Source organism: Mesorhizobium sangaii (assembly GCF_014207355.1).
GTDB lineage: Bacteria > Pseudomonadota > Alphaproteobacteria > Rhizobiales > Rhizobiaceae > Mesorhizobium > Mesorhizobium sangaii.
Window position 1 is genome coordinate 590,099 of the sequence record NZ_JACHEF010000003.1, and the last position, 23,319, is coordinate 613,417.

A 23,319-nucleotide genomic window follows, 5' to 3' on the forward strand; every position below is an offset into this window, starting at 1 on the left:
ACACTCTTAGAGTGTATGGAGAAAATCACAGTATTTTGGCAATGGGAGATGGCAGTCCCGAGTTAGCGCAAATGACCCGATTCATTGTTCCGCCGAGTCGAGGAAAGCCGGCCGGATATCGCAGGGGTAGACGCTATGAGGGTTTGTTTGGTCCTGGCCGCCGGGTTTGGAGGGATACCCGGCAGCCGGCCGAAGTCCCGCCAGCGGCAGGACCCGAATTGAGAACTTAGTCGGCCTTGACGATGTGCCAGACGCCGGCGACGCCATCGCCGGATATGTCGCCCGCCTTCTTGTCCTTGACGAAGGTATAGACCGGCTTGCCGTCATAGGCCCACATCTTGGTGCCGTCGGTGCGGTCGACGACGCTCCATTCGTCATCCGCCTTGGCGCCGGCCTCGGCCTTCAGCGGCGGCCAGTTGGTGGCGCATTTGTCGTAGCAATTGGTCTTGCCCTTCTCATCCTTGTCATAGGTATAAAGCGTCATGCCGTTGGCGTCGGTATAGATCTTGGTGCCATTGACCTCGGCTTCCTTCCACGCGTCGGCGGCGAAGGATGCTGCGGTGCTGAGCAAAAGCGCGGCCAGCCCTACGGTTATGGTTTTCATCGAAATCTCCCTGATATCTGGAGACGCGCGGGAAATCGCGGCCTCGCTGTATAAACGCCGGCGAGCCGTCGTTTCGTCCCCGACCTTCACATGCGGCGACGACTTGCCACAAAATGGTGATTGGTGGAGAAGCAACGTCGAGCCTATATCGGCGCCGGAACGGTCGGAGCTTTGGAATGGCATTGGACATCGGCTATGTCAGCGCGGTCGGGGCGGGTGCGATCTCGTTCCTGTCACCCTGCGTGCTGCCGCTGGTGCCGCCCTATCTCTGCTATATGGCCGGCGTCTCGGTCGACGATTTTCGCGGCAATGCGGGCGTGACGGCTCGCGAGGGCGCGCGGGGCGCGCTGCTCTATGCCTCGATCGCTTTCGTGCTCGGCTTCTCGACCGTGTTCGTGGCGCTTGGCGCCGGCGCCTCGACCATCGGCCATTGGCTGCGGGTCTGGCAGGAGCCGCTGGCGATGGCCGCCGGTGTGCTGATCATCCTGATGGGCCTGAATTTCCTCGGCATCTTGCGCATTCCGCTGTTGTCGCGCGAGGCGCGCTTCCAGTCGCAGGGCAAGCCGGCAAGTGCGATCGCCGCCTATGTCATGGGACTGGCCTTTGCCTTCGGCTGGACGCCCTGCATCGGCCCGGTGCTGGGACCGATCCTGACGCTGGCCGGCGGCCGTGAAACGGTGGGCGAGGGCGCGCTGCTGCTTGCCGCCTATTCGCTCGGCCTCGGCATCCCGTTCCTGATCGCGGCGCTGTTTTCCGGCGCCTTCATGCGCTTCCTCGGCAAATTCCGAGTCCATCTCGGCCGTGTCGAGAAAGCCATTGGCGCCCTGCTGGTCGTCGCCGGGGTGTTTTTCCTCACCGGCGGCGTGCAGACCGTGTCCTACTGGCTGCTCGAGAATTTCCCGGTGCTGGGGCGGCTGGGATAATCTCGTGCCGAAATGCGCAATGCGCGCCGTGGACCCGCTGATTAAAAGTCAGTTGCTCTACCATCTTACCGGAATTTAACCGCATTGGTGCAGCAAGGCGCCACTGCTATTCTGTCCTGATTCCCAACCCTTTTCATATGGTTGTTCGTCCATGAGCCAGAGATCCTGCCTGTCCGTCATTCTCGCCGCTGGCGAAGGCACGCGCATGAAGAGCGCGCTGCCGAAGGTGCTGCACCAGATCGCCGGGCTGCCGATGGTCGCCCATGTGGTGAAGGCGGCCGAGGCCGCCGGTGCCGGCAGCCAGGCGCTGGTGATCGGTCATGGCGCCGACGAGATGCGCAAGGCAGCCGCTAAATTCGCGCCGAAGGCCGAGACCTTCGTGCAGGAAAAGCGCCTTGGCACCGCGCATGCGGTGCTTGCCGCGCGTGAAGCGATATCAAAGGGTTACAACGATATCCTGGTGATGTTCGGCGACACACCGTTGATCGACGCCGACGCACTCACCGTGGCGCGGCTGAAACTGGCGGAAGGTGCCGCCGTCGTGGTCATCGGTTTCCGCCCGCCCAATCCGGCCGGCTATGGCAGGCTGATCGAAAAGGGCGGCAAGCTGATTGCCGTCCGCGAGGAGAAGGACTGCAGTGCGGAGGAAAGGAAGATCGGCTTTTGCAATGCCGGCATGATGGCGGTGACCGGCAGCCAGGCGCTGACGCTGCTCGATGCGGTCGGCAACAAGAACGCCAAGGGCGAGTATTACCTCACCGACATCGTCGAGATTGCCACCGCGAAAGGCCTCGATGTCGTGGCCACCGAGGCCAGCTTCGAAAGCGCGCTCGGCATCAACAACCGCGCCGAATTGGCGCAGGCCGAAGGCTTCTGGCAGGCGCGCCGCCGCCATGAGGCGATGCTGTCGGGCGTGACGCTGATCGCGCCGGAGACCGTGTATTTCTCGCATGATACCGAAATCGGCGCCGACACGATCGTCGAGCCCAATGTCTGGTTCGGTCCGGGTGTGAAGATCGCCACCGGCGCCAAGATCCATGCCTTCAGCCATTTCGAGGGTGCCACCATCGCCTCGAATTGCGAAGTTGGGCCATTCGCTCGGCTGCGACCGGGGGCCGATCTCAAGAACAAGGCCAAGGTCGGCAATTTCTGCGAGGTCAAGCAGGCGACCATCGAGGACGGCGCCAAGGTCAATCACCTGACCTATATCGGCGATGCCCGCGTCGGCGCGGGCGCCAACATCGGTGCCGGCGCCATCACCTGCAATTATGACGGCTACTCGAAATTCTTCACCGACATCGGCGAGGGCGCCTTTATCGGCTCGAACTCCTCGCTGGTGGCGCCTGTCACCATCGGCAAGCGCGGCTACATCGCCTCGGGCAGCGTCATCACCGAAAGCGTGCCGGACGACGCACTGGCCTTCGGTCGCGCCCGCCAGAAGACCATCCCCGGCAAGGCCAAGGAATTGCGCGAGCGCTTTGCTTCGGCTGCGGCCGCGAAGAAAAAGTAAAACCGGCCGGCAAAAAACCGAATGATTGCAGTAACCGGATTGCAAGAGCGGTCTGTCATGGTGCATGCGTGCAGAAGCGTTCCGTTACACGGGACGAAATGCAATGTGACTTTCGCGGCAGGCCGGCCATCCCTAAATAGTGCTGGTTTTCCATGGGGAATTGGGGGCTGTCTGCATGTGCGGTATCGTTGGAATCGTCGGCCACTCGCAGGTTGCGCCGCTCATCGTCGACGCGCTGAAACGGCTCGAATATCGCGGCTACGACTCGGCCGGTGTCGCCACCATCGAACATGGTGAGCTCGCCCGCCGGCGCGCCGAAGGCAAGCTGATCAACCTCGAGCGCCGGCTCAAGGACGATCCGCTCGATGGCACGATCGGCATTGGCCACACGCGCTGGGCAACGCATGGCGTGCCGAACGAGACCAATGCGCATCCGCATTTTTCCGACGGCGTCGCTATCGTCCACAATGGCATCATCGAGAACTTCGCTGAATTGCGCGACGAACTGAAGCGTGACGGCTACAGCTTTTCTTCGCAGACCGACACCGAGGTCGTCGCCCATCTGGTGGCGCGTGAACTGGCCAGGGGGCTGAAGCCGGTCGAGGCCGCGCACCAGGCGCTGAAGCGGCTGGAAGGCGCCTTCGCGCTGGCCATCATGTTCAAAGGCGACGAGGACCTGATCGTCGGCGCCCGTAATGGCCCGCCGCTGGCTGTCGGCCATGGCGACGGCGAGATGTTCCTGGGTTCCGACGCCATCGCGCTCGCCCCGTTCACCAATTCGATCACCTATCTCGAAGATGGCGATTGGGCGGTGGTGCGCCGCGACGGCGTCACGATCTTCGACATCGACGGCAACAAGGTCGACCGCAAGCGGCAGCAGTCGCTCTCGACCAGCTTCATGGTCGATAAGGGCAACCGGCGCCATTTCATGGAGAAGGAAATCCATGAACAGCCCGAAGTGATCTCGCATACGCTGGCGAATTATCTCGACTTCGTTGGTGGCGTGTCCAAGCCGCTCGACCTGCCGTTCGATTTTGCCAAGATCGACCGGCTGGCGATTTCGGCCTGCGGCACCGCGTATCTCGCCGGCCTGATCGGCAAGTACTGGTTCGAGCGCTACGCGCGGCTGCCGGTCGACATCGATGTCGCCTCCGAATTCCGCTATCGCGAAATGCCGCTGTCTGCGAACGATGCCGCCTTTTTCATCTCGCAATCGGGCGAGACCGCCGACACGCTGGCCTCGCTGCGCTATTGTCGTAAGGCGGGGATGAAGATCGGCGCGCTCGTCAATGTCCGTGAATCGACCATGGCGCGCGAATCCGACGTCGTGCTGCCGACGCTCGCCGGCCCGGAGATCGGCGTTGCCTCCACCAAGGCCTTCACATGCCAGCTTTCGGTGCTGGCATCGCTTGCCGTGCGCGCCGGCGTGGCGCGCGGCACGATTTCGCGCGAGCAGGAAAAGACCTTCGTGCGCGAGTTGTCGGAGGCGCCGCGTTACGCCAACCAGGTGCTGAAGCTCGACCATCAGATCGAAAAGATCGCGCGCGACCTCGCGCACTACAAGAACGTGCTTTATCTCGGCCGCGACACCAATTTCCCGCTGGCCATGGAAGGCGCGCTGAAACTCAAGGAAATCTCCTATATCCACGCCGAGGGCTATGCCGCGGGCGAGCTGAAGCATGGGCCGATCGCACTGATTGACGAGAACATGCCTGTCATCGTCATCGCACCGCACGACCGGATCTTCGAAAAGACCGTGTCGAACATGCAGGAAGTGGCGGCGCGCGGCGGCAAGATCATCCTGATCACCGACAGCAAGGGGGCGGCACTTGCCAGCGTCAAGACGATGGAGACGATCGTGCTGCCGGACGTGCCGGAAATCATCTCGCCGATCATTTACGCGCTGCCGATACAGATGCTCGCCTATTTCACCGCCGTTTTCATGGGCACCGATGTCGACCAGCCGCGCAACCTGGCGAAATCGGTGACGGTGGAGTAGGCATCGTCTAAGACTTCAAAATTCAAAAGCGCCTTACGGGTCACAGGCCGCTGCAATGGCATTTGTATCACAGCGGCACTTTTTCTTTTTTTTGCGAAAGCCGGTTCCCACTTTTCGGGATCATGCTCTAATGTTGCGCTGCAACGCGTGTCCCCGGTGAACCATGTCCGATGCTCCCAAGACCTCCGGCATGACCCGGCTGAGGAACTATTTCCTCACGGGCTTCGTCGTCTGCGCGCCGCTGGCGATCACCGCCTATATCGCCTGGTCGTTCATCGGCTGGGTCGATTCCTGGGTAAAGCCCTATATTCCGGCACGCTATAGCCCCGACAGCTACCTGCCGTTTCCGGTCCCGGGCTTCGGGCTGATCGTCGCGCTGATCCTGATCACGCTGATTGGTTTCCTGACGGCCAACATTGTCGGCCGCGCCATCGTCAATTTCGGCGAGCGCCTGCTTGGCCGCATGCCGCTGGTTCGCGGCATCTATGGCTCGCTGAAGCAGATTTTCGAGACCGTGCTGTCGAACAAGGGCGACATGTTTCGCCAGGTCGGGCTCGTCGAATATCCGCGCAAGGGCGTCTGGTCGCTGGTGTTCGTCGCCAGCGAGAAGGAGACCGAGATCAACCAGAAACTCGACCAGGAGGGCGATCCGCTGATCGCCGTGTTCATGCCTTGCACGCCCAATCCGACCACCGGATTCCTGATGTATGTGCCGAAGTCCGACATCGTGCTGCTCGACATGACGATCGAGGACGGCGCCAAGCTGATCGTCTCAGCCGGGCTGGTGGCGCCCGAAGTCAAGCCAATGGTCGTCGTGAACGGCGAGCCGATCGATGTGCTTGCCAACCCATCGGTTGCCGCCTTGGCTCAGCCGGCGCGCAGGAGCCGGACCGCTTCGTCGCGCCCGAACAAGTAAAGCAACAGGCGCAACGCCTCGCCGCGCCCGGATTGCAGCTCCGGGTCACGTGACAGGATCAGCCTGGCGTCGTCGCGGGCGGCCTCCAGAAGGTCGGCATGCGCCTCGATGCGCGCTACCTGAAAACCCGGCGTGCCGGACTGGCGGGTGCCCAGAAGTTCGCCTTCGCCGCGCAGCTTCAGATCTTCTTCGGCGATCAGGAACCCGTCCTCGGTTTCGCGCATCACCGACAGCCGGCGTTTTGCGGTCTCGCCGAGCGGGTCCTTGTAGAGCAGCACGCAGGAGGAGGGCTTGTCGCCCCGCCCGACGCGACCGCGCAACTGGTGCAACTGGGCAAGGCCAAAGCGCTCGGCATGTTCGATGACCATGACCGTGGCGTCCGGCACGTCGACGCCGACCTCAATGACCGTGGTGGCGATCAGGATACGTGTCTCGCCCTGCTTGAAGGCGCGCATTGCTTCGTCCTTCTCGGTGCCTTTCATGCGGCCGTGGACGAGGCCGATGCGATCGCCGAAGAGCGGTTTCAGGGACGCAAAACGATCCTCGGCCGACATCAGCTTGATCTCTTCGGATTCCTCGACCAGCGGACAGATCCAGTAGATCTTCTGGCCACCGGCGACGGCTTCGACCATGCGGCCGACCAGCTCGTCGAGCCGCTCGAGCGGCAGCGTGACGGTGCGGATCGGCTGGCGGCCGGCCGGTTTTTCCGTCAGCTTCGACACGTCCATGTCGCCGAAGGCGGTCAGCACCAGGGTGCGCGGGATGGGCGTGGCCGTCATCACCAGCATGTCGGGTGCGTCACCCTTGGCGGTGATGGCGAGCCGCTGGTGGACGCCGAAGCGATGCTGCTCGTCGATGACGGCGAAGACCAGGTCGTGGAAGGTGACCGTCTCCTGGAACAGCGCGTGGGTGCCGACGACGATGTCGATCTCACCGCTCGCCAGGCCAGCCAGTGTATCGGTGCGCTCGCGGCCTTTCTCGCGGCCGGTGAGGATGGCGATGCGCAGCCCGACCTTGGCGGCAAGCGGCGCGATCGTCGCCAGATGCTGGCGTGCCAGGATTTCGGTTGGCGCCATCAGTGCAGCCTGGCCGCCGGCCTCGACAGCACGCGCCATGGCCAGCAGCGCGACGACCGTCTTGCCGGAGCCGACATCGCCCTGCAGGAGCCGCAGCATGCGCTCGGGATCGGCGAGATCGGCATTGATTTCGGCGAGCGCGAATTCCTGGCTCGCGGTCAGCGAGTAGGGGAGCGCGGCGCGCAGTTTCTCGACGATGCTGCCGTCACCGACCAAAGGACGGCCGGACAGGCGGCGGATTTTTGTCCGCACCAGCGCCAGCGAGACCTGGCCCGCCAGCAACTCGTCATAGGCGAGGCGGCGCCACGCGGCACCATCGATGGAGACATCGATCGGGTCGGCCGGATTGTGGATGCGTGCGAGCGCATCGCCAAAGGTGGGAAAGGTGTGCCGGCGCATGAAGGCGCCGTCCTGCCATTCGGCGAAAATGGGCAAGCGCGCCAGCGCCTGGCCGATCGCCCGGCGCAGCACCTTGCCCGAGAGCCCGGCGGTGAGCGGATAGACCGGCTCGACCAGCGGCAGGTTTTCCGCCTCGCTGGCCAGCGCGATGTGATCGGGGTGGACCATGGTCGGGCGGCCGTTGAACCATTCCATGCGACCCGAGACCACGACATGCTCGCCCTCGGGCATCGCCTTTTCGAGATAGGAGGCATGGGCATGGAAGAAGGTCAGTGCGATCTCGCCGGTGTCGTCATGGGCGTAGACGCGGTAGGGCACCGACCTGTTGCCGCGCGGCGGCGGCTGGTGGCGGTCGATGCGCACCTCAAGCGTGACGATCGCGCCTTCGGCGGCGAGCGCGATGCCCGGGCGGTTGCGCCGGTCGATGACGGTGTGCGGCAGCACGAACAGAAGGTCGCCGGCGCGCGCGGCGCGATCACCGAGATCGGCCGTGACCACTTTCTCGATCAGCGCGCCAACCTTCGGTCCCACGCCGGCAAGCGAGGTGATCGGGACGAACAACGGATCGAGGATGGAAGGACGCATGATGTCAGCTTATGTCGCGACGGCCGCAGCGCAAGGCTGACAGCCCCTTCTATCCACGCTATATGCGCCGCAGCAAGTGAGGATGCGGCACAATGACCGGGACGACGAGATCAAGCGAGGGGCTGGACACCCGCCGCCGCAAGCTTCTGTTTCGTTCCTGGCATCGCGGCATGCGCGAGATGGACCTGATCCTCGGCACCTTCGCCGACGCCGAGATCGGCGCCTTGACCGGCGAGGAAATCGACCAATATGAGAGGCTCCTCGACATTCCCGACACCGAATTCCTGCCCATGGTCACCGGCGAACGCCCGGTTCCCCTGGATATCGACTGTGCCGTCCTGCAAAAGATCCTGGCTTTCCGCCATTCCATGACATTTTGAACACAAGCAATTCCAGGAAAAGTGCGAAGCGGTTTTCCGTCCGGAATTGCGACAAACAAGACCGTGATTTCATGAGCCTCATTCCCACCATAGGCCTGCCGAAAGGCCGCGCCGGCCAGTTCATCGTCGATGGCGTCGCCGACGGCTACGAAGCCTTCGCGCTGGTGCAGGCGGCGCTGGAGATCGCGCCCGACAAGCCGGTTCTGTTCGTGGCGCGCGACGGCCAGCGCCTACCGGCGATCATCGAGGCCCTGTCCTTCGCGGCGCCCGGCCTTCCCGTACTGGAACTGCCGGCCTGGGATTGCCTGCCCTATGACCGGGTCTCGCCCGGTTCTGACGCCGCCGCCAAGCGGCTCGATGCGTTGACCGCCATGATCGCGCTGGCGAAGAAGCCGCACCGCGCCGTCATCCTGACCACCGCCAATGCGCTGCTGCAGCGCATTCCGCCGGCCGATTTGGTCGAGGCGCAGACGTTTCATGCCAGGCCCGGCAACCAGATCGACATGAATGCGCTGGTGTCGCGGCTGGAGACGTCCGGGTTCGAACGCGTGCCGACCGTGCGCGGCATCGGTGAATTCGCCGTGCGCGGCGGCATTCTCGACCTGTTCGCGCCCGGCTGGACAGAAGCGCTCAGGCTCGATTTCTTCGGCGACACGCTGGAGTCGATCCGCGCGTTCGATGCCGCCACGCAGCGTACCACCGGCCAGCGCAAGTCGATGGCGTTGCAGGCGATGAGCGAAGTGGCGCTGACGCCGGAAACCATCAGCCGTTTCCGCCGCTCCTATATCGAAGCCTTCGGCGCGCCCCAGCGCGACGACGGGCTCTATGCGGCGGTCAGCGAAGGGCGACGCTTCGCCGGCATGGAGCACTGGCTGCCGTTCTTCTACCAACGGCTGGAGACCGTGTTCGACTATCTGCCGGACACGCCTGTTGTCTTCGATCATCTGGCGCATGAGGCGCTGGCCGAGCGTCACACTCTGATCCTCGACCACTACGAAGCGCGCAAGAAGCAGGCCGACGGCGCGCTGAAGGATGCAGTGCCCTACAAGCCGGTGCCGCCGGACCTGCTCTACCTCTCGCCGGAAAACCTGATTGCGTCGCTCGGGCCGCGCGAAGCGATCGATTTCACGCCTTTCGACGCGCCCGATGCCGGCGCCAAGAAAGTGTTCCATGCCGGTTCGCGGCACGGCCGCAGTTTTGCTGGGGAACGTGCCGACCCCAGCATCAACGTCTTCGATATCGTCGTCAGGCACATCGCCGACGAGCGTGCGGCGCGCCGCCGCATCGTCATTGCCGGCTGGACAGAGGGTTCGCTCGACCGGCTTGGCCAGATCCTCAGCGAGCACCATCTCGGCAATCTCAAGCAGGTCGCCACGCTGGCGGAAGCGGAACAGCTCGAGCCGGGGCAGGCGGCATTGGCCGTGCTGCCGCTGGAATCCGGATTCGAGACCGAAAGACTGGTCGTCGTCGCTGAACAGGACATTCTCGGCGACAGACTGATCCGGCGTTCGAAACGCAAGAAGCGCGCCTCGGACTTCATCGCCGAAGCCTCGGCGCTGTCGGCCGGCGACATCGTCGTCCATGCCGACCATGGCATCGGCCGCTTCATCGGCCTGCGCACCATCGAAGCGGTCGGCGCGCCGCATGACTGCCTGGAAATCCACTATGCCGGCGACGACCGGCTGTTCCTGCCGGTCGAAAACATCGAGCTTCTGTCACGCTATGGTTCGGATTCGGCCGAGGCGACCTTGGACAAGCTCGGCGGCGGCGCGTGGCAATCGCGCAAGGCGCGGCTGAAGAAACGCCTGCTCGACATGGCCGGGCAATTGATCCGCATCGCCGCCGAACGGCAGATGCGCGCCGCGCCCGCGTTGGTGCCAGCGGACGGTCTCTATGGCGAGTTCTCGGCCCGCTTTCCCTATGAGGAGACCGACGACCAGCAGACGGCGATCGACTCGGTTCGGGACGACCTTGCCGCCGGCAAGCCGATGGACCGGCTGATCTGCGGCGATGTCGGCTTCGGGAAGACCGAAGTGGCGCTGCGTGCCGCCTTCATCGCGGCCATGGAAGGATTCCAGGTGGCCGTCGTGGTGCCGACGACGCTGTTGTCGCGCCAGCATTTCAAGACCTTTTCTCAGCGCTTTTCCGGCCTGCCGATCCGCGTCGCCCAGGCATCGCGGCTGGTCGGGGCCAAGGAACTGGCCGAGACCAAGAAAGGCATCGCCGAGGGCCAGGTGGACATCGTCATCGGTACCCACGCGCTGCTTGGGTCCGCGATCTCGTTCAAGAACCTTGGCCTATTGATCATTGACGAGGAGCAGCACTTTGGCGTCAAGCACAAGGAGCGGCTGAAGGACCTGAAGACCGATGTGCATGTGCTGACGCTGTCGGCGACACCGATCCCTCGCACGCTGCAACTGGCGCTGACCGGGGTGCGCGAGCTGTCGCTGATCGCCACGCCGCCGGTCGACCGCATGGCGGTGCGCACCTTCATCTCGCCCTTCGATCCGCTGGTCATCCGCGAGACGCTGCTTCGCGAGCGCTATCGCGGCGGTCACTCCTTCTATGTCGTTCCGCGCATTAGTGACTTGGCGGAAATCCATGATTTCCTGAGGGAATCCGTACCGGAGCTGAAAGTGGCGGTGGCGCACGGCCAGATGCCGCCGGGCGAACTCGACGACATCATGAATGCCTTCTACGACGGCCAGTACGATGTGCTGTTGTCGACAACCATCGTCGAATCCGGTCTCGACATCCCGACCGCCAACACGCTGATCATCCATCGCGCCGACATGTTCGGCCTGTCGCAGCTCTATCAGCTGCGGGGCCGCGTCGGCCGCTCGAAGGTGCGCGCCTATGCGCTGTTCACGCTGCCGGCCAACCGCAAGCTGACCGACACCGCCGAGCGCCGGCTGAAGGTGCTGCAGTCGCTCGACACGCTGGGCGCCGGCTTCCAGCTGGCCAGCCACGACCTCGATATCAGAGGTGCCGGCAACCTTCTCGGTGAAGAGCAATCCGGCCACATCAAGGAGGTCGGCTTCGAACTCTACCAGCAGATGCTGGAGGAGGCCGTCGCCGAGGTGAAGGATTCCGGCGAGGTCCAGGATGGCGGTTGGTCGCCGCAGATCTCCGTCGGTACGGCGGTGATGATCCCGGAAAGCTATGTGCCGGACCTGCAACTCAGGCTGGCGCTCTACCGCCGCCTCGGCGACCTCGAAAACACCGAGGAGATCGACGCCTTCGGCGCCGAACTGATCGACCGGTTCGGTCCGCTGCCGGAAGAGGTCAAGCATCTCTTGAAGATCGTCTTCATCAAGGCGCTCTGCCGCAAGGCCAATGTCGAAAAGCTGGACGCCGGGCCGAAGGGTGTCGTCATCCATTTTCGCAAACGCGAATTCTCCAACCCGGTTGGCCTGGTCCAGTTCATCGGCGAGCAGGGTTCGCTGGCCAAGATCCGGCCCGACCACAGCGTCGTGTTCGTGCGCGACTGGCCGACGGCCGAGAAGCGGCTGGCGGGTTCGGCGGTCGTCATGACGCAGTTGGCGCGGCTGGTGGCGGCTTAGGGCAGGGATAGGGACACCGGCTGGCCGGGCGCCGCCATTCGCCAGGCGGCCAAATCCGGTCTAGAATAGGAAATCGGCTTCGTGTATGGAGCCGCGATCCCCAAATGGGGCGGATCGGCGGGCGATGGCGCTCGCCCCTGTTGTTTGACGCAATTCCAGACGGAAGCCGTTTCACGCTTTTCCTGGAATTGCTCGGAAAGAGCGTTGGGTGCAGCGATGACGAAATGGTCGCCGAATTCGTGGAGAGCGATGCCGATCAAGCAGGTTCCTGCCTATCCGGACCTTGCCGCGCTGAAGAACACGGAAGCCCAGCTCGCCACCTTTCCGCCGCTGGTTTTTGCAGGTGAGGCGCGCAAGCTGAAGAAGCAGTTGGCGGCTGTCGCTGCCGGTGATGCATTCCTTCTCCAGGGCGGCGATTGCGCCGAGAGTTTTGCCGAACATGGCGCGGACAATATCCGCGACTTCTTCCGCGTCTTCCTGCAGATGTCGGTGGTGCTGACCTTCGCCGGCGCGCAGCCGGTGGTGAAGGTCGGCCGCGTTGCTGGCCAATTTGCCAAGCCGCGCTCGTCCGACAACGAGACCAAGGGCGATGTGACGCTGCCGAGCTATCGCGGCGACATCATCAACGGCATCGAGTTCGACGCCAAGTCGCGCATTCCAGATCCTGCCCGCCAGGAGATGGCATACCGCCAGTCGGCGGCGACGCTCAACCTTCTGCGCGCCTTCGCGCAGGGCGGGTACGCCAGCCTGGAGAATGTGCATAGCTGGATGCTCGGCTTCGTGTCCGACAGCCCGCAAGGCGAGAAGTACGGTGAGCTCGCCAACCGCATCACCGAGACGATGGACTTCATGAAGGCCGTCGGCATCACCTCGGAAACCAACTATGCGCTGCGCGAGACCGATTTCTATACCAGTCACGAAGCGCTGCTGCTCGGCTATGAGGAAGCGCTGACCCGCGTCGATTCGACCTCCGGAGACTGGTACGCCACGTCGGGTCACATGATCTGGATCGGTGATCGCACGCGCCAGCCCGACCATGCGCATGTCGAATATTGTCGTGGCATCAAGAACCCGCTTGGCCTGAAATGCGGTCCGTCGCTGACGCCGGATGGGTTGCTGGAGTTGATCGACCTGCTCAACCCCGAAAACGAGCCGGGCCGGCTGACGCTGATCGCGCGCTTCGGCTCCGACAAGGTCGCCGACCATCTGCCGAAGCTGGTGCGTGCGGTGCAGAAGGAAGGCCGCAGCGTGGTGTGGTCGTCGGACCCGATGCATGGCAACACAATCGAGGCTGCCGGCTACAAGACGCGGCCGTTCGACCGCATCCTGAAGGAGGTGCAGACCTTCTTCGAGGTGCATCGCGCCGAAGGCACACATCCGGGCGGCATCCATGTCGAAATGACCGGCAAGAACGTCACCGAATGCACCGGTGGTGCGCGCGCCATCACCGCCGAGGAATTGCAGGATCGCTACCACACGCATTGCGATCCACGTCTCAACGCCGACCAGGCGATCGAACTGGCTTTCCTGGTCTCGGACCTGTTGAAGAAGAGCCATCCGGTGCAGCACAAGCAGGCCGTTAACGGCTGAGCTTGATTTCGGCCTGAACGTTCAGGGAAAAGCGCTGGAGAAATCCGGCGCTTTTCTTTTCAGCGTCCGCGTTCCCAGCGCAGGCCGGCGAGTCCGGGCCGAGGCGGATGGGACGCTTAGTCCTTCTTGTAGAGCAGCCAGCTTTTGCCGGCGCGGCCGGCCATCGTCGAATGCCTGGTGACGCGGTTGCGGCCGCTGACCTTGGAGCGATAGAGCGCCCGGTCGGCCTTGGTGTAGAGATCTTCCGGCCCCTCGGCTTCGGATGCCATGCAGATGCCCATCGAGACGGTGACGGTGCCGTAGTTCGTGCCGGTCTGGCTGCTGGTGAACGGCGTCTGCTCGATCAGGGCGCGGATGCGCTCCGCGATCTCGTAGGTTGCGTCCTCGCTGGCGCCCTCGATGATCAGCGCGAACTCCTCGCCTCCGGTGCGAGCGACGAACATGTCACCGCGAATGCTGGTCTGGAAAATATCGGCGATGATCTGGATGATCTTGTCGCCGACCGGATGGCCGTAGCGGTCGTTGATGTCCTTGAAGCGATCGATGTCGGCAAGGATCAGGGCGTTGAACAGGATACCCTTGTTGCTGTTGTAGATACTGGTGATTTCCTTGTCGAAGGCGCGGCGATTCCAGATGTGCGTCAACGGATCGGTGTCGGCCAGCCGCTTGTATTCCTCGAGCTTCGACTTGACGCTCTCGAGTTCGGCCGTCTTGTCGCTGAGCGTCGAGGCCACCTGCCGGCCGTGATCGATCGTCGAATTGGTGGCAATCGCCATGGCGTTGGCGATCTTCTGCAAAAGATCCTGGGAGAGAAGGCTGCGGTTGCTTAGTCCGCTCGATGTCTCATCGAGGATCCTGCCGTATTTCTCGATGTGGCTGCGCTCGCTCCTCAACAGCGAAGCGACCTCCTCGAGCTCCCTGGCAATGACTTCCCTGGCATGCTCGACGATGCCGGGGCCATGGTTGTGGGCAAAAAAGGCACGGCCGATCTGGTCCAGCTCATCCTGTGTTGGCCGGTTGCTCAGCGAAACGACGGCAAGGCTGAGCTCGCGATTGGTGCCGCTCAGTGCCTCGTAGAAAATCTCGTAGTTGCGGGGAAGGCCGAGCACGCCCAACTGGCGCATTGTTGTGACGACCGTGGCCGCAATATCGGTGCTTCGTTCGGTCGGGACAGCTGCCGGCTGCATGTTCTAATCACTCTTCCCCTCGGATCCCGCCTCAGAACTTGCGGTTTCCATTTGTCGCCAACCGGGGAAGACTAACCCGATAACCCAGACCAACTTGCGAACAGACGCGTCCCCACCTGCGACATTCGCTCACCATGACCATAAGTGCGGGAGCGCTAAAGTTTCCTTAATTCGCTGAGGTTGCACGGTTTTTCTCTGTCTTGCGCTGTAGAGGCGGCAATTTGCGCACCAGCAAACCGGGGTGAACGCCAGTTTGGTGGCTTTGGTTACGAAATTCGCGCATCTCGCGCTGCAAAAAAGGGAGGCTGGATTTCGGCTTCGCCACACCAGCAAATGTCGCATTTGCTTGCGTATGGCTGCCATAAAGCTGGAATCCTGAGGACGAAGCCGATGCCGGGCAGAGGTTCTTCAAGGAGGGCGAAATGAGCGACACTCACCGCGGATCGTGTCTGTGCGGAGCGGTTCGCTTCAGAACGCACGGAGCGCTGCGCGGCGTCGTCTACTGCCACTGCTCGCAATGCAGGAAGCAGAGCGGACATTTCTATGCCGCGACCAATGTTGCGGACGCAGACATCGTCATCGAGGGTGGCGAAAGCATCACCTGGTACGAAGCGTCTTCCTTCGCCAGGCGCGGTTTTTGCAAGGCGTGCGGGTCGCTGCTGTTCTGGAAGCCACGGGACCAGGGCTACGTTTCGGTCATGGCGGGATCGTTCGACGTGCCGACGGGCCTAGAGGCCGAATGCCATATCTTCGTTGGTGACAAGGGCGACTATTATTCGATCGACGACGGGCTGCCGCAGTTTGAAAAGTCGACGCCGTCCATACCGGTCGCTGAATGATTCTTGGATAAATCGCCTTATTCCATTGATCTGGCCAGCCATTGCATTATCCCGTGCCGGTGATTCGGAAAGGGGTTTGGCATGCAGCGGCTGATCGACGCTTTTTTCAATTCAGTGCGGGCGTTTCGCAAGCTGGCGGTCAGCGAGAAGGCTTTTCAGCAGGAGCTGATGCTGCTCGCGCTCGCTTTGCCGCTTGGCTGGTTCGTTTCGATCTCGTGGCGTGGTTATGCCTTGCTGATCGGCGCGGTACTGCTTCTGATCATGGTCGAAGTGCTGAACACCGGCATCGAGGCGGCCTGCGACGCCTTCAGCCGCGAGTTCAATGTCGATATCCAGTTGGCGAAGGACTGCGGTTCGCTGGCGGTGCTGATTTCGGTGGTCATCGTCGCCGGCGTCTGGGGCATCGCGATCATCGAACGGATCACCGGTCTACCGATCTAGCGTGCCAGCTCCTATATGACGGTTACCAAAGGAGACTGTCATGTCGGACGCCGCCGATTTTTCCCTGCTTGAGCGAGCCGGTCTGCCGGACGATCTGCGCTGGCTGGCCGAGAAATACCCGCGCGAAAACTGGCAGGGCCACGCCAACATCCACGGCGTCGCCAATATGTGGCTGCAGCGGCACGACATGTTCCGCGAACTCGGCGGCATGCTGACCAACGGCATTGGCGACTACCGCGAGGGCAGGCTGACGGCGCCCGACTTCGCGCGCTGGTTCGCGCCGCGTCTCAACCATTTTCTCGGCAATCTCGATGGTCACCACAATGTCGAGGATCATCATTATTTTCCGGTCTTCGCCAAGGCGGAGTCGCGGCTGAAGCGTGGCTTCGAGATCCTCGATGCCGACCATCACACCATCCATGAGGGGCTGGAGCGCAATGCCGAGGCGGCCAACGCCTTCGTCAAGACGCTTCAGGAGAGCGAGGACAGACAGCGCTTCGCCGCCGACGCCTATGCCGACGAAAACAGCCGGCTGATCGCCATGCTGACCCGGCACCTTGCCGACGAGGAAGACCTGATCATCCCGCTTATCCTCGATCGGGGTGATGTCGCGCTTGGTATTGACTGATGCATGGCGCTCAAAGTGCCTGGCGGCTTTGGGGCAACGACATGCCTGGAACCCGATCTCAGCTTTCCCTGGTCCGTTCCTTCCTGGCGATGTGGCGGGCGATCAGCCAGGCAAACACGGCCACCGTCAGACCAATGCCAAGCCCGACCAGCAACCGCTCGTGGTGCATCAACGCCTGGCCGATGAAGTGTTCGGCGCCCAATCCAAAGACATAGCCAACCGTGCTGAACAGCACGGCCCAGATCACCGATGAAATGGCGTTGAGGATGACGAAACGCGGCGCCGCGATGTTGGAGAGGCCGGCCGCGATGCCGCCGACAAGGCGCATGCCGTAGACGTAGCGGTTCGACAGCACGAAAATGTCGGGATGGGTGTTGAGCAGGCGAAAGGCCCGCCGGAAACCAGGCCGCTTGCGCAATCTGACGACGTAGGGATGGTCGGCAAAGCTTCGTCCAAGAATGAAGAAGAAGGTGTCGCCGACAAAAGCGCCAAGGGCGGCCGCCAGGACGGTATGCCACGGCACGAAGACTTGCTGGTGCGCGAAGAAGCCACCGAGGATGGCCGCACTTTCACCCTCCGCGACACAGCCGAGGAAGACGGCAAGCAGTCCATATTGTTCGATGAGGTGATGGATCGTTTCGGTCATGAAGACCGTTGCTGCTGCGACAGCCTTTCGTCGATCCGCTTGACGAGGTCGGCCAGCCGCACGATCTCGTCGCGCATGCCGAGGATCTGTCCGTGGCGGAGTTCGTCCAGCTTTTCATGCAGCGCCATGATCTCGATCTCGGCCTTCAAATTGACCTCGTAATCGTGGGCGGCGTCGATGCGGTCGCGTTCGGTCTGCCGGTTCTGCGCCATCATGATCACCGGCGCCTGCAAGGCGGCGATCATCGACAGCACGAGGTTGAGGAAGATGAACGGGTAGGGGTCGAAGGCGTCGCGCGACAGGAGCCAGACATTGCCGGCGGTCCACAGGACCAGGAACGCGATGAAGGTCAGGATGAAGGACCACGAGCCGCCGATACGGGCAATCGTGTCGGCTAGGCGGTCGCCAAAGGTCTGATGGAAGGCGACGGCCTTGTTGGTGTCCCGCGAGATGGTGGTGCGTTCGAGCGTCGATTGCAGCACGCGGCTTTCGAGCTGGCTGAGGCCGTCCGGCCGTCGCTTGAGCCAGCGGTTCGCCAGGTCGTCGATTGTCTTGTTCATGGCCGTCTCCAGGGTCTTGCCTTGCCTAAATCGCGTCGCGTTGAAACGGATTCAAGCGACGCGCTTTAGGTCTTTGTTCTCATGCATGTCGTTGTCTCAAAACCGGGGCCACTTTTGAGCGACATGCACTAAGAGGTAGAGGCTGCTGGCTCTCACGGGAAGTGTTACATTGTCGCGAACAGCGAGGGATCGATGGTCGATTTTCAGAAAATTCGCCTGCGTGCGGCAAAACGCAAGGGCGGCGAGGCGGAGCTTTCGTCACTTTTGGGGCCGGCGCCCGACAATGCCGCCGTGGCCGAAATCGCGGACGATCGCATTCTGTCTGTTATGGCCGAGCGCGTCTTTGCCGCCGGTTTCGTCTGGCGCGTCATCGAACAGAAATGGCCGGGCTTCGAAGAGGCCTTCCTCCACTTCGAGCCGAAGCGGCTGTTGTTCCAGCCAGATGATTTCTGGCACGATCTGACGGCCGACCAACGCATCGTGCGCAATCCGCAGAAGATCAAATCGGTGCGCGACAATGCTGCCTTCGTCGAGCGCGTCTCGAAGGAACACGGCGGCTTCGGCAAATTCCTCGCGGAATGGCCTGATGACGACCAGGTCGGCTTGATGGCCTATCTCGGTAAGCATGGCAGCCGGCTTGGCGGCAACACCGGCCAGTACTTCCTGCGCTGGTTGGGCTGGGATGCCTTCGTCATTTCGGGTGATATGGCGGCGGCACTGCGCGATGCCGGCCTCGACATCGCCGAAAGCCCGTCCTCGAAAAAGGATCTCGACAAGATCCAAAAGCAGGTCAATCAATGGGCGACGGAGACAGGCCTGCCGCGCCGACACATTTCGCGCATCCTGGCGATGTCGATCGGCGACAACCATTCGCCGGAAGCGCTGCGCGAATATATGGGCGACGACTGATTCCCGGTCGCCCAGCCACGATCTGACATTCGGTCCGGACACGAATGACATATGTCATTCGGTCTGGATTGGTCCAAACGAACGCCATTGCTCGGGCAAAATTGCCGCGCTAAGTCAGCAGCATGACCAAGAAGCTCGACACCCTGCGCATCGCCGTCGCCCAGCTCAATCCGACTGTTGGCGACATATCAGGCAATCTCGCCAAGGCGCGGGAGGCGAGGGCGGATGCCGCCCGCCAGGGCGCCGATGTCGTGCTCTATACCGAGCTTTTCCTCGCCGGCTATCCGCCGGAGGATCTGGTGCTGAAGCCGGCCTTCCTGAAGGCCTGCGAAAAAGCAGCGCAGGACTTTGCCGCCGATACCGCCGATGGCGGCCCGGGCGTGATCATCGGCACGCCGCTGAAGCGCAAAAGCGGCACGCACAATTCGATCATCTTCGCCGATGGCGGCAAGATCATCGCCGAGCGCTACAAGCTGGATTTGCCGAACTACGGCGAATTCGACGAAAAGCGCGTCTTCCAGGCCGGACCCGAGATCCAGGGGCCTGTCAATTTCCGTGGCGTGCGGATCGGGATTCCGATCTGCGAGGACATCTGGGGCGATGTCGGCATCTGCGAGACGCTGGCCGAAAGCGGGGCCGAAATCTTGCTGGTGCCGAACGGCTCGCCCTATTATCGCGCCAAGATCGATGTCCGCCATCAGGTCGTCATCCGCCAGGTCATCGAATGCGGGCTGCCGATGATCTATGCCAACCAGCTTGGCGGTCAGGACGAGCTGATCTTCGACGGCGCGTCGTTTGCCATCGGCGCCGACAAGACGCTGGCCTTCCAGATGAGCCAATTCGAGGACGCGGTCGACGTCACCACCTGGAAACGTACGGATGGCGGCTGGATCTGTTCTGAAGGGCCGATGTCGAAGATCCCAGACAGGGAGGAGGCCGACTACCGCGCCTGCATGCTTGGCCTGCGCGACTACGTCAACAAGAACGGTTTCAAGAACGTCGTGCTTGGCCTGTCCGGCGGTATCGATTCGGCGATCTGCGCGGCGTTGGCCGTCGATGCGCTCGGTGAGGAACGCCTGCGCGCGGTGATGATGCCCTATCGCTACACCTCGAAGGACTCGCTTAAAGACGCCGAGGATTGCGCGCGCGCGCTCGGCTGCCGCTATGACATCGTGCCGATCTTCGAGCCGGTCGAGGGCTTTCTGCACACGCTGACGCAGCTGTTCGAGGGCACCAAGGAAGGCATCACCGAGGAGAATTTGCAGAGCCGCGCGCGCGGCACCATCCTGATGGCGATCTCCAACAAGTTCGGCTCGATGGTCGTCACCACCGGCAACAAGAGCGAGATGTCGGTCGGCTACGCCACGCTCTACGGCGATATGAACGGCGGCTTCAATCCGATCAAGGACCTCTACAAGATGCAGGTCTACGCGCTGTCGCGCTGGCGCAACAGCCACGTGCCGCCGGGTGCGCTCGGGCCCTCGGGCGAGGTCATCCCGAAGAACATCATCGACAAGGCGCCGTCGGCGGAATTGCGCGAGAACCAGACCGACCAGGATTCGCTGCCGCCCTATCCGGTGCTGGACGATATCCTCGAATGCCTGGTCGAGAACGAGATGGGGGTCGACGACATCGTCGCGCGCGGTCACGACCGGGCGACGGTGACACGCATCGAGCACCTGCTCTACATCGCCGAATACAAGCGCCGTCAGGCAGCACCCGGCGTGAAGATCACCAGGAAGAATTTTGGCCGCGACCGCCGCTATCCCATCACCAACCGTTTCAGGGACCGCAGCTAGATGCCGGTTGCGGACCGAAAGCTCGCGCCGTCTCGCGGGCAAGGTACAGCCATGCCCGACTGTGAAATCAGCTTCGACATTTCACGGATCGATTTCCGGGCGACATCCGACCTGTTGATGGCCAGCTATTGGGGCGCTGGACGCAACGATGAGTTCCATCGGCGAGCCTTTGCCAATTCGTTTTGTGTCGGCGCCTATCTGGATGGAAAACAAGTCGGTTTCGGCCGGGCGATCACCGACCGCGTGGTGTTTGCCTATCTTGCCGACATCATCATCTGGCCGGAGCATCGCGGGCAGGGCATAGGGTTGCGACTGGTCCAGGCACTCATCGACCACACCGAACTCAGGACGGTTTCGCACTGGAGCCTTTCGACCAGCGACGCACATGGCGTCTATGAGAAACTGGGCTTCAAGGCATCGACGGATGGTCGATACATGCGCCTCGATCGCATTCCACAATGAAGAATGCGCGACCATGGCGACATCCGCCGTTGTTGCAAAATAACCTCAGTGCTTGGACCAGTTAGACTTTCGGCGTGAGCCGATCTTGGCGATGCATCGGGGCGTCTTTATAAGGACCGTTCCGCGATTCATTTGCGGGAGGTCCGAATGGCAGTATTTCAAATGGTAATGCGAGGCCGCGAAGCCTAGGTCTCCTCAGGCGTTGGGCTGGGGGTTTGTCCTCGCGCTGATGCCGGATCGAGCGCAGGCTTATGCCGATGCCGGTCGCCGCCCGATTACGGGCGAGACGCCAAAATACGCCACTCCGCATTCTGGGCAATCATTCGCCCCTTGCGCGGCTTCTTCAATTTTCGACCTTACTGGGATCGGGCTCGTTTGCGCCCGAATGACATCATGGCTCGTTTTAGAATCGATTTGCGCGCAAGCGCCTTTCGCAGCGTTCTTGGTTTCACGCTCAGCCATTGGCAGCGTCAGCCGTGGCGGCTTTCGCTGATCATGGGCGGCTTCCTGTTGTCGACGCTGGCCGACGTTTTGACACCGCTCTATTCCGGCCGGCTGGTCGACTCCGTCGCCAGCAGTGCCGGCGCCGACGCCATCGCCTGGAATGCAGCGATGACGGCGTTTTCGATGCTGATGGCCCTGGCCCTGAGTGGCGTCGTGCTGCGCAACGTTGCCTTCATGGGGATCGTCGAGCTGACGCTGAAGATGATGGCGGATATCGCCGCTGACGCCTTCCATCGCGTCCAGCGCTTTTCGACCGACTGGCATGCAAACAGCTTTGCTGGCTCGACCGTGCGCAAGGTGACGCGCGGCATGTGGGCGCTCGACCTGCTCAACGACACGATCCTGATCGCGCTGCTGCCGTCGGTCGTCATGCTGGTCGGCTCGACGCTGCTGCTTGGCTGGTTCTGGCCACTGATGGGCGTGGTCGTTGCCGCCGGGTCGGTACTGTTCATCGCGGTGACGGCGATGCTGTCGCTCGGCTATGTCGCACCGGCGGCACGGCTCGCCAACACCTGGGACACGCGCCTCGGCGGCTCGCTGGCCGACGCGGTGAGCTGTAACGCCGTGGTCAAGGGGTTTGGCGCCGAGGAGCGTGAAGAGCGCCGTCTCGCCAGGGTTGTCGCCAAATGGCGTGCGCGCACTCGGCGCACCTGGGTGCGCGGCACCATCAATGCCACCACGCAAGGGGCGCTGCTGGTGGTCATGAGAGCCGCGGTGATCGGCCTGGCGTTGATGCTGTGGTCGTGGGGGCAAGCGAGCGCCGGTGACGTCGCCTTCGTGCTGACGTCGTTCTTCGTGCTGCAGGGCTATCTCAGAGATATCGGCACCCACATCCGCAACCTGCAACGCTCGATCAACGACATGGAGGAGCTGGTCGACTTCCAGTCCGAACCGCTCGGCATCGAAGACCGGCCTGGCGCCAAGCCGATCCGGATCACGCAAGGACGCATAGGTTTCGACGATGTCACCTTTCACTACGGCAACCACCGATCGCCGCTTTACCGCGGCTTTTCGGTCGATATCGCGCCGGGTGAACGCGTCGGGCTCGTTGGCCATTCGGGTTCGGGCAAGACGACCTTCGTCAAGCTGATCCAGCGGCTCTATGACGTGAATGCGGGAAAAATCCTGGTCGACGGCCACGACATCTCGCAGGTGGCGCAAGCGTCGCTGCGCGGGCAGATCGCCATCGTCCAGCAGGAACCGATCCTGTTCCACCGGTCACTGGCCGAGAACATTGCCTATGCCCGGCCGACAGCGACGCAAGATGAGATCGAGCACGCCGCGAAACTCGCGAGCGCGCACGATTTCATCGCCAACCTGCCCAAGGGCTACGGCACCCTGGTCGGCGAGCGCGGCGTGAAACTGTCGGGCGGCGAGCGTCAGCGTGTGGCGATCGCGCGCGCTTTCCTTGCCGATGCGCGCATCCTGATCCTCGACGAGGCGACGTCGAGCCTCGATTCGGAATCCGAGGTGCTGATCCAGCAGGCGATGGAACGGCTAATGGTCGGCCGCACGACGCTGGTCATTGCGCACCGGCTTTCGACAGTGCGGGCACTCGACAGGCTGCTGGTCTTCGATCGCGGCAAGATCGTCGAGGAAGGCTCGCATGACGAGCTGATCCGGCTGAAGGGCGGCATCTACCGCCGGCTGTTCGAGCGACAGGCGCTCGAACTGACCAAGGGCCTTGTCATATGACCTGAGGCGGCCTCCGGCTTCGGCCGGAGGCCACCTCCATCGGTCGTTGTTGCGGTTGCAACAGCGCCCGCTTTCGTCAGTCGCGAAGCGGTATCCATTGCCTT

At 62.6% G+C, this 23,319-nt stretch carries 21 protein-coding genes; 14 read left to right on the top strand and 7 right to left on the bottom strand.

What is annotated here, in order from left to right; translation table 11 throughout:
- Window positions 1-226 precede the first annotated feature (226 nt).
- The gene (locus HNQ71_RS17970) at window positions 227-604 is read right to left on the bottom strand and encodes a COG4315 family predicted lipoprotein (RefSeq protein ID WP_184873920.1); all 378 of its coding nucleotides are present in this window, start codon (window positions 602-604) and stop codon (window positions 227-229) included.
- A gap of 176 nt (window positions 605-780) precedes the next feature.
- On the opposite strand from HNQ71_RS17970, the gene HNQ71_RS17975 reads away from it, so the two are divergent.
- The 4 genes from HNQ71_RS17975 (at window position 781) to HNQ71_RS17990 (ending at window position 5,952) form a co-directional block, all read left to right on the top strand.
- Complete coding sequence (locus HNQ71_RS17975) at window positions 781-1,527, top strand: cytochrome c biogenesis CcdA family protein (protein ID WP_184873922.1); 747 nt, start codon at window positions 781-783, stop codon at window positions 1,525-1,527.
- A gap of 151 nt (window positions 1,528-1,678) precedes the next feature.
- The gene (gene glmU / locus HNQ71_RS17980; RefSeq protein ID WP_184873924.1) at window positions 1,679-3,037 is read left to right on the top strand and encodes a bifunctional UDP-N-acetylglucosamine diphosphorylase/glucosamine-1-phosphate N-acetyltransferase GlmU; all 1,359 of its coding nucleotides are present in this window, start codon (window positions 1,679-1,681) and stop codon (window positions 3,035-3,037) included.
- Window positions 3,038-3,212: 175 nt separating this feature from the next.
- Window positions 3,213-5,036 carry a glutamine--fructose-6-phosphate transaminase (isomerizing) gene (glmS, locus tag HNQ71_RS17985; RefSeq protein ID WP_184873925.1) on the top strand — a complete coding sequence of 608 codons (1,824 nt, stop codon included), beginning with the start codon at window positions 3,213-3,215 and terminating at the stop codon, window positions 5,034-5,036.
- Between the two features lie 163 nt (window positions 5,037-5,199).
- The gene (locus HNQ71_RS17990; protein WP_095085130.1) at window positions 5,200-5,952 is read left to right on the top strand and encodes a DUF502 domain-containing protein; all 753 of its coding nucleotides are present in this window, start codon (window positions 5,200-5,202) and stop codon (window positions 5,950-5,952) included.
- On the opposite strand, the gene recG is transcribed toward HNQ71_RS17990, so the two are convergent.
- On the bottom strand, window positions 5,904-8,012 hold the full coding sequence (gene recG, locus HNQ71_RS17995; RefSeq protein ID WP_184873927.1) for an ATP-dependent DNA helicase RecG: 2,109 nt from the start codon (window positions 8,010-8,012) through the stop codon (window positions 5,904-5,906). The genes HNQ71_RS17990 and recG overlap by 49 nt on opposite strands.
- 92 nt (window positions 8,013-8,104) lie before the next feature.
- Here recG and HNQ71_RS18000 point away from each other — a divergent pair, with 92 nt between their 5' ends.
- Window positions 8,105-8,392, top strand: coding sequence for a succinate dehydrogenase assembly factor 2 (locus HNQ71_RS18000; RefSeq protein ID WP_184873929.1), 288 nt, complete (start codon window positions 8,105-8,107; stop codon window positions 8,390-8,392).
- Between the two features lie 71 nt (window positions 8,393-8,463).
- Complete coding sequence (gene mfd / locus HNQ71_RS18005) at window positions 8,464-11,955, top strand: transcription-repair coupling factor (protein ID WP_184873931.1); 3,492 nt, start codon at window positions 8,464-8,466, stop codon at window positions 11,953-11,955.
- On the opposite strand, the gene HNQ71_RS18010 is transcribed toward mfd, so the two are convergent.
- Complete coding sequence (locus tag HNQ71_RS18010) at window positions 11,952-12,215, bottom strand: hypothetical protein (RefSeq protein WP_184874409.1); 264 nt, start codon at window positions 12,213-12,215, stop codon at window positions 11,952-11,954. The two genes, mfd and HNQ71_RS18010, sit on opposite strands and share 4 nt — an antisense overlap.
- Between HNQ71_RS18010 and HNQ71_RS18015 the strand changes: the two genes are divergently transcribed.
- Complete coding sequence (locus HNQ71_RS18015; RefSeq protein ID WP_184873933.1) at window positions 12,172-13,545, top strand: class II 3-deoxy-7-phosphoheptulonate synthase; 1,374 nt, start codon at window positions 12,172-12,174, stop codon at window positions 13,543-13,545. The two genes, HNQ71_RS18010 and HNQ71_RS18015, sit on opposite strands and share 44 nt — an antisense overlap.
- Window positions 13,546-13,661: 116 nt before the next feature.
- Here HNQ71_RS18015 and HNQ71_RS18020 read toward each other — a convergent pair whose 3' ends face one another.
- Together HNQ71_RS18020 and HNQ71_RS18025 are read right to left on the bottom strand one after the other, a co-directional pair.
- Complete coding sequence (locus HNQ71_RS18020) at window positions 13,662-14,732, bottom strand: GGDEF domain-containing protein (protein WP_184873941.1); 1,071 nt, start codon at window positions 14,730-14,732, stop codon at window positions 13,662-13,664.
- 166 nt (window positions 14,733-14,898) lie between these two features.
- Window positions 14,899-15,165 carry a hypothetical protein gene (locus tag HNQ71_RS18025; RefSeq protein WP_184873943.1) on the bottom strand — a complete coding sequence of 89 codons (267 nt, stop codon included), beginning with the start codon at window positions 15,163-15,165 and terminating at the stop codon, window positions 14,899-14,901.
- Here HNQ71_RS18025 and HNQ71_RS18030 point away from each other — a divergent pair.
- The 3 genes from HNQ71_RS18030 to HNQ71_RS18040 all read left to right on the top strand — a co-directional run bounded on the left by HNQ71_RS18030 (window position 15,155) and on the right by HNQ71_RS18040 (window position 16,640).
- Window positions 15,155-15,571 (top strand): GFA family protein, encoded by a 417-nt coding sequence (locus HNQ71_RS18030; RefSeq protein WP_184873945.1) that lies wholly within the window; start codon window positions 15,155-15,157, stop codon window positions 15,569-15,571. The genes HNQ71_RS18025 and HNQ71_RS18030 overlap by 11 nt on opposite strands.
- Window positions 15,572-15,652: 81 nt before the next feature.
- Window positions 15,653-16,012 carry a diacylglycerol kinase gene (locus HNQ71_RS18035; protein WP_184873946.1) on the top strand — a complete coding sequence of 120 codons (360 nt, stop codon included), beginning with the start codon at window positions 15,653-15,655 and terminating at the stop codon, window positions 16,010-16,012.
- A gap of 40 nt (window positions 16,013-16,052) precedes the next feature.
- Window positions 16,053-16,640 (top strand): hemerythrin domain-containing protein, encoded by a 588-nt coding sequence (locus tag HNQ71_RS18040; protein WP_184873948.1) that lies wholly within the window; start codon window positions 16,053-16,055, stop codon window positions 16,638-16,640.
- Between the two features lie 58 nt (window positions 16,641-16,698).
- Here the strand turns inward: HNQ71_RS18040 and HNQ71_RS18045 are convergent, their stop codons facing one another.
- Window positions 16,699-17,286, bottom strand: a complete 588-nt coding sequence (locus tag HNQ71_RS18045) for a DedA family protein (RefSeq protein ID WP_184873950.1) — start codon at window positions 17,284-17,286, stop codon at window positions 16,699-16,701.
- Window positions 17,283-17,846 carry a DUF1003 domain-containing protein gene (locus HNQ71_RS18050; RefSeq protein ID WP_184873952.1) on the bottom strand — a complete coding sequence of 188 codons (564 nt, stop codon included), beginning with the start codon at window positions 17,844-17,846 and terminating at the stop codon, window positions 17,283-17,285. Before HNQ71_RS18050 ends, HNQ71_RS18045 begins: the two co-directional genes overlap by 4 nt.
- Window positions 17,847-18,038: 192 nt before the next feature.
- Here HNQ71_RS18050 and HNQ71_RS18055 point away from each other — a divergent pair, with 192 nt between their 5' ends.
- From HNQ71_RS18055 to HNQ71_RS18070, 4 genes are all read left to right on the top strand, one after another.
- Window positions 18,039-18,755 (top strand): DNA-3-methyladenine glycosylase I, encoded by a 717-nt coding sequence (locus HNQ71_RS18055; protein ID WP_184873954.1) that lies wholly within the window; start codon window positions 18,039-18,041, stop codon window positions 18,753-18,755.
- A gap of 122 nt (window positions 18,756-18,877) precedes the next feature.
- On the top strand, window positions 18,878-20,554 hold the full coding sequence (locus HNQ71_RS18060; protein WP_184873956.1) for an NAD+ synthase: 1,677 nt from the start codon (window positions 18,878-18,880) through the stop codon (window positions 20,552-20,554).
- Window positions 20,555-20,605: 51 nt separating this feature from the next.
- A complete protein-coding gene (locus HNQ71_RS18065; protein WP_184873957.1) occupies window positions 20,606-21,016 on the top strand; it encodes a GNAT family N-acetyltransferase in 411 nt (136 codons plus the stop codon).
- A gap of 393 nt (window positions 21,017-21,409) precedes the next feature.
- Window positions 21,410-23,215, top strand: coding sequence for an ABC transporter ATP-binding protein (locus tag HNQ71_RS18070; RefSeq protein ID WP_184873959.1), 1,806 nt, complete (start codon window positions 21,410-21,412; stop codon window positions 23,213-23,215).
- Window positions 23,216-23,319 lie beyond the last annotated feature (104 nt).

Bases quoted from the DNA above. Each gene is read 5' to 3' on its own strand.
- HNQ71_RS18020 (WP_184873941.1), bottom strand. From the start codon at position 14,732: ATGCAGCCGGCAGCTGTCCCGACCGAACGAAGCACCGATATTGCGGCC.
- glmS (WP_184873925.1), top strand. From the start codon at position 3,213: ATGTGCGGTATCGTTGGAATCGTCGGCCACTCGCAGGTTGCGCCGCTC.
- HNQ71_RS18015 (WP_184873933.1), top strand. From the start codon at position 12,172: ATGACGAAATGGTCGCCGAATTCGTGGAGAGCGATGCCGATCAAGCAG.
- HNQ71_RS18035 (WP_184873946.1), top strand. From the start codon at position 15,653: ATGCAGCGGCTGATCGACGCTTTTTTCAATTCAGTGCGGGCGTTTCGC.
- HNQ71_RS18060 (WP_184873956.1), top strand. From the start codon at position 18,878: ATGACCAAGAAGCTCGACACCCTGCGCATCGCCGTCGCCCAGCTCAAT.
- HNQ71_RS18045 (WP_184873950.1), bottom strand. From the start codon at position 17,286: ATGACCGAAACGATCCATCACCTCATCGAACAATATGGACTGCTTGCC.
- HNQ71_RS17990 (WP_095085130.1), top strand. From the start codon at position 5,200: ATGTCCGATGCTCCCAAGACCTCCGGCATGACCCGGCTGAGGAACTAT.
- HNQ71_RS18040 (WP_184873948.1), top strand. From the start codon at position 16,053: ATGTCGGACGCCGCCGATTTTTCCCTGCTTGAGCGAGCCGGTCTGCCG.
- HNQ71_RS18065 (WP_184873957.1), top strand. From the start codon at position 20,606: ATGCCCGACTGTGAAATCAGCTTCGACATTTCACGGATCGATTTCCGG.
- HNQ71_RS18055 (WP_184873954.1), top strand. From the start codon at position 18,039: ATGGTCGATTTTCAGAAAATTCGCCTGCGTGCGGCAAAACGCAAGGGC.
- HNQ71_RS18070 (WP_184873959.1), top strand. From the start codon at position 21,410: ATGGCTCGTTTTAGAATCGATTTGCGCGCAAGCGCCTTTCGCAGCGTT.
- HNQ71_RS18050 (WP_184873952.1), bottom strand. From the start codon at position 17,846: ATGAACAAGACAATCGACGACCTGGCGAACCGCTGGCTCAAGCGACGG.
- HNQ71_RS18030 (WP_184873945.1), top strand. From the start codon at position 15,155: ATGAGCGACACTCACCGCGGATCGTGTCTGTGCGGAGCGGTTCGCTTC.
- HNQ71_RS18000 (WP_184873929.1), top strand. From the start codon at position 8,105: ATGACCGGGACGACGAGATCAAGCGAGGGGCTGGACACCCGCCGCCGC.
- HNQ71_RS17975 (WP_184873922.1), top strand. From the start codon at position 781: ATGGCATTGGACATCGGCTATGTCAGCGCGGTCGGGGCGGGTGCGATC.
- HNQ71_RS17970 (WP_184873920.1), bottom strand. From the start codon at position 604: ATGAAAACCATAACCGTAGGGCTGGCCGCGCTTTTGCTCAGCACCGCA.
- mfd (WP_184873931.1), top strand. From the start codon at position 8,464: ATGAGCCTCATTCCCACCATAGGCCTGCCGAAAGGCCGCGCCGGCCAG.
- recG (WP_184873927.1), bottom strand. From the start codon at position 8,012: ATGCGTCCTTCCATCCTCGATCCGTTGTTCGTCCCGATCACCTCGCTT.
- glmU (WP_184873924.1), top strand. From the start codon at position 1,679: ATGAGCCAGAGATCCTGCCTGTCCGTCATTCTCGCCGCTGGCGAAGGC.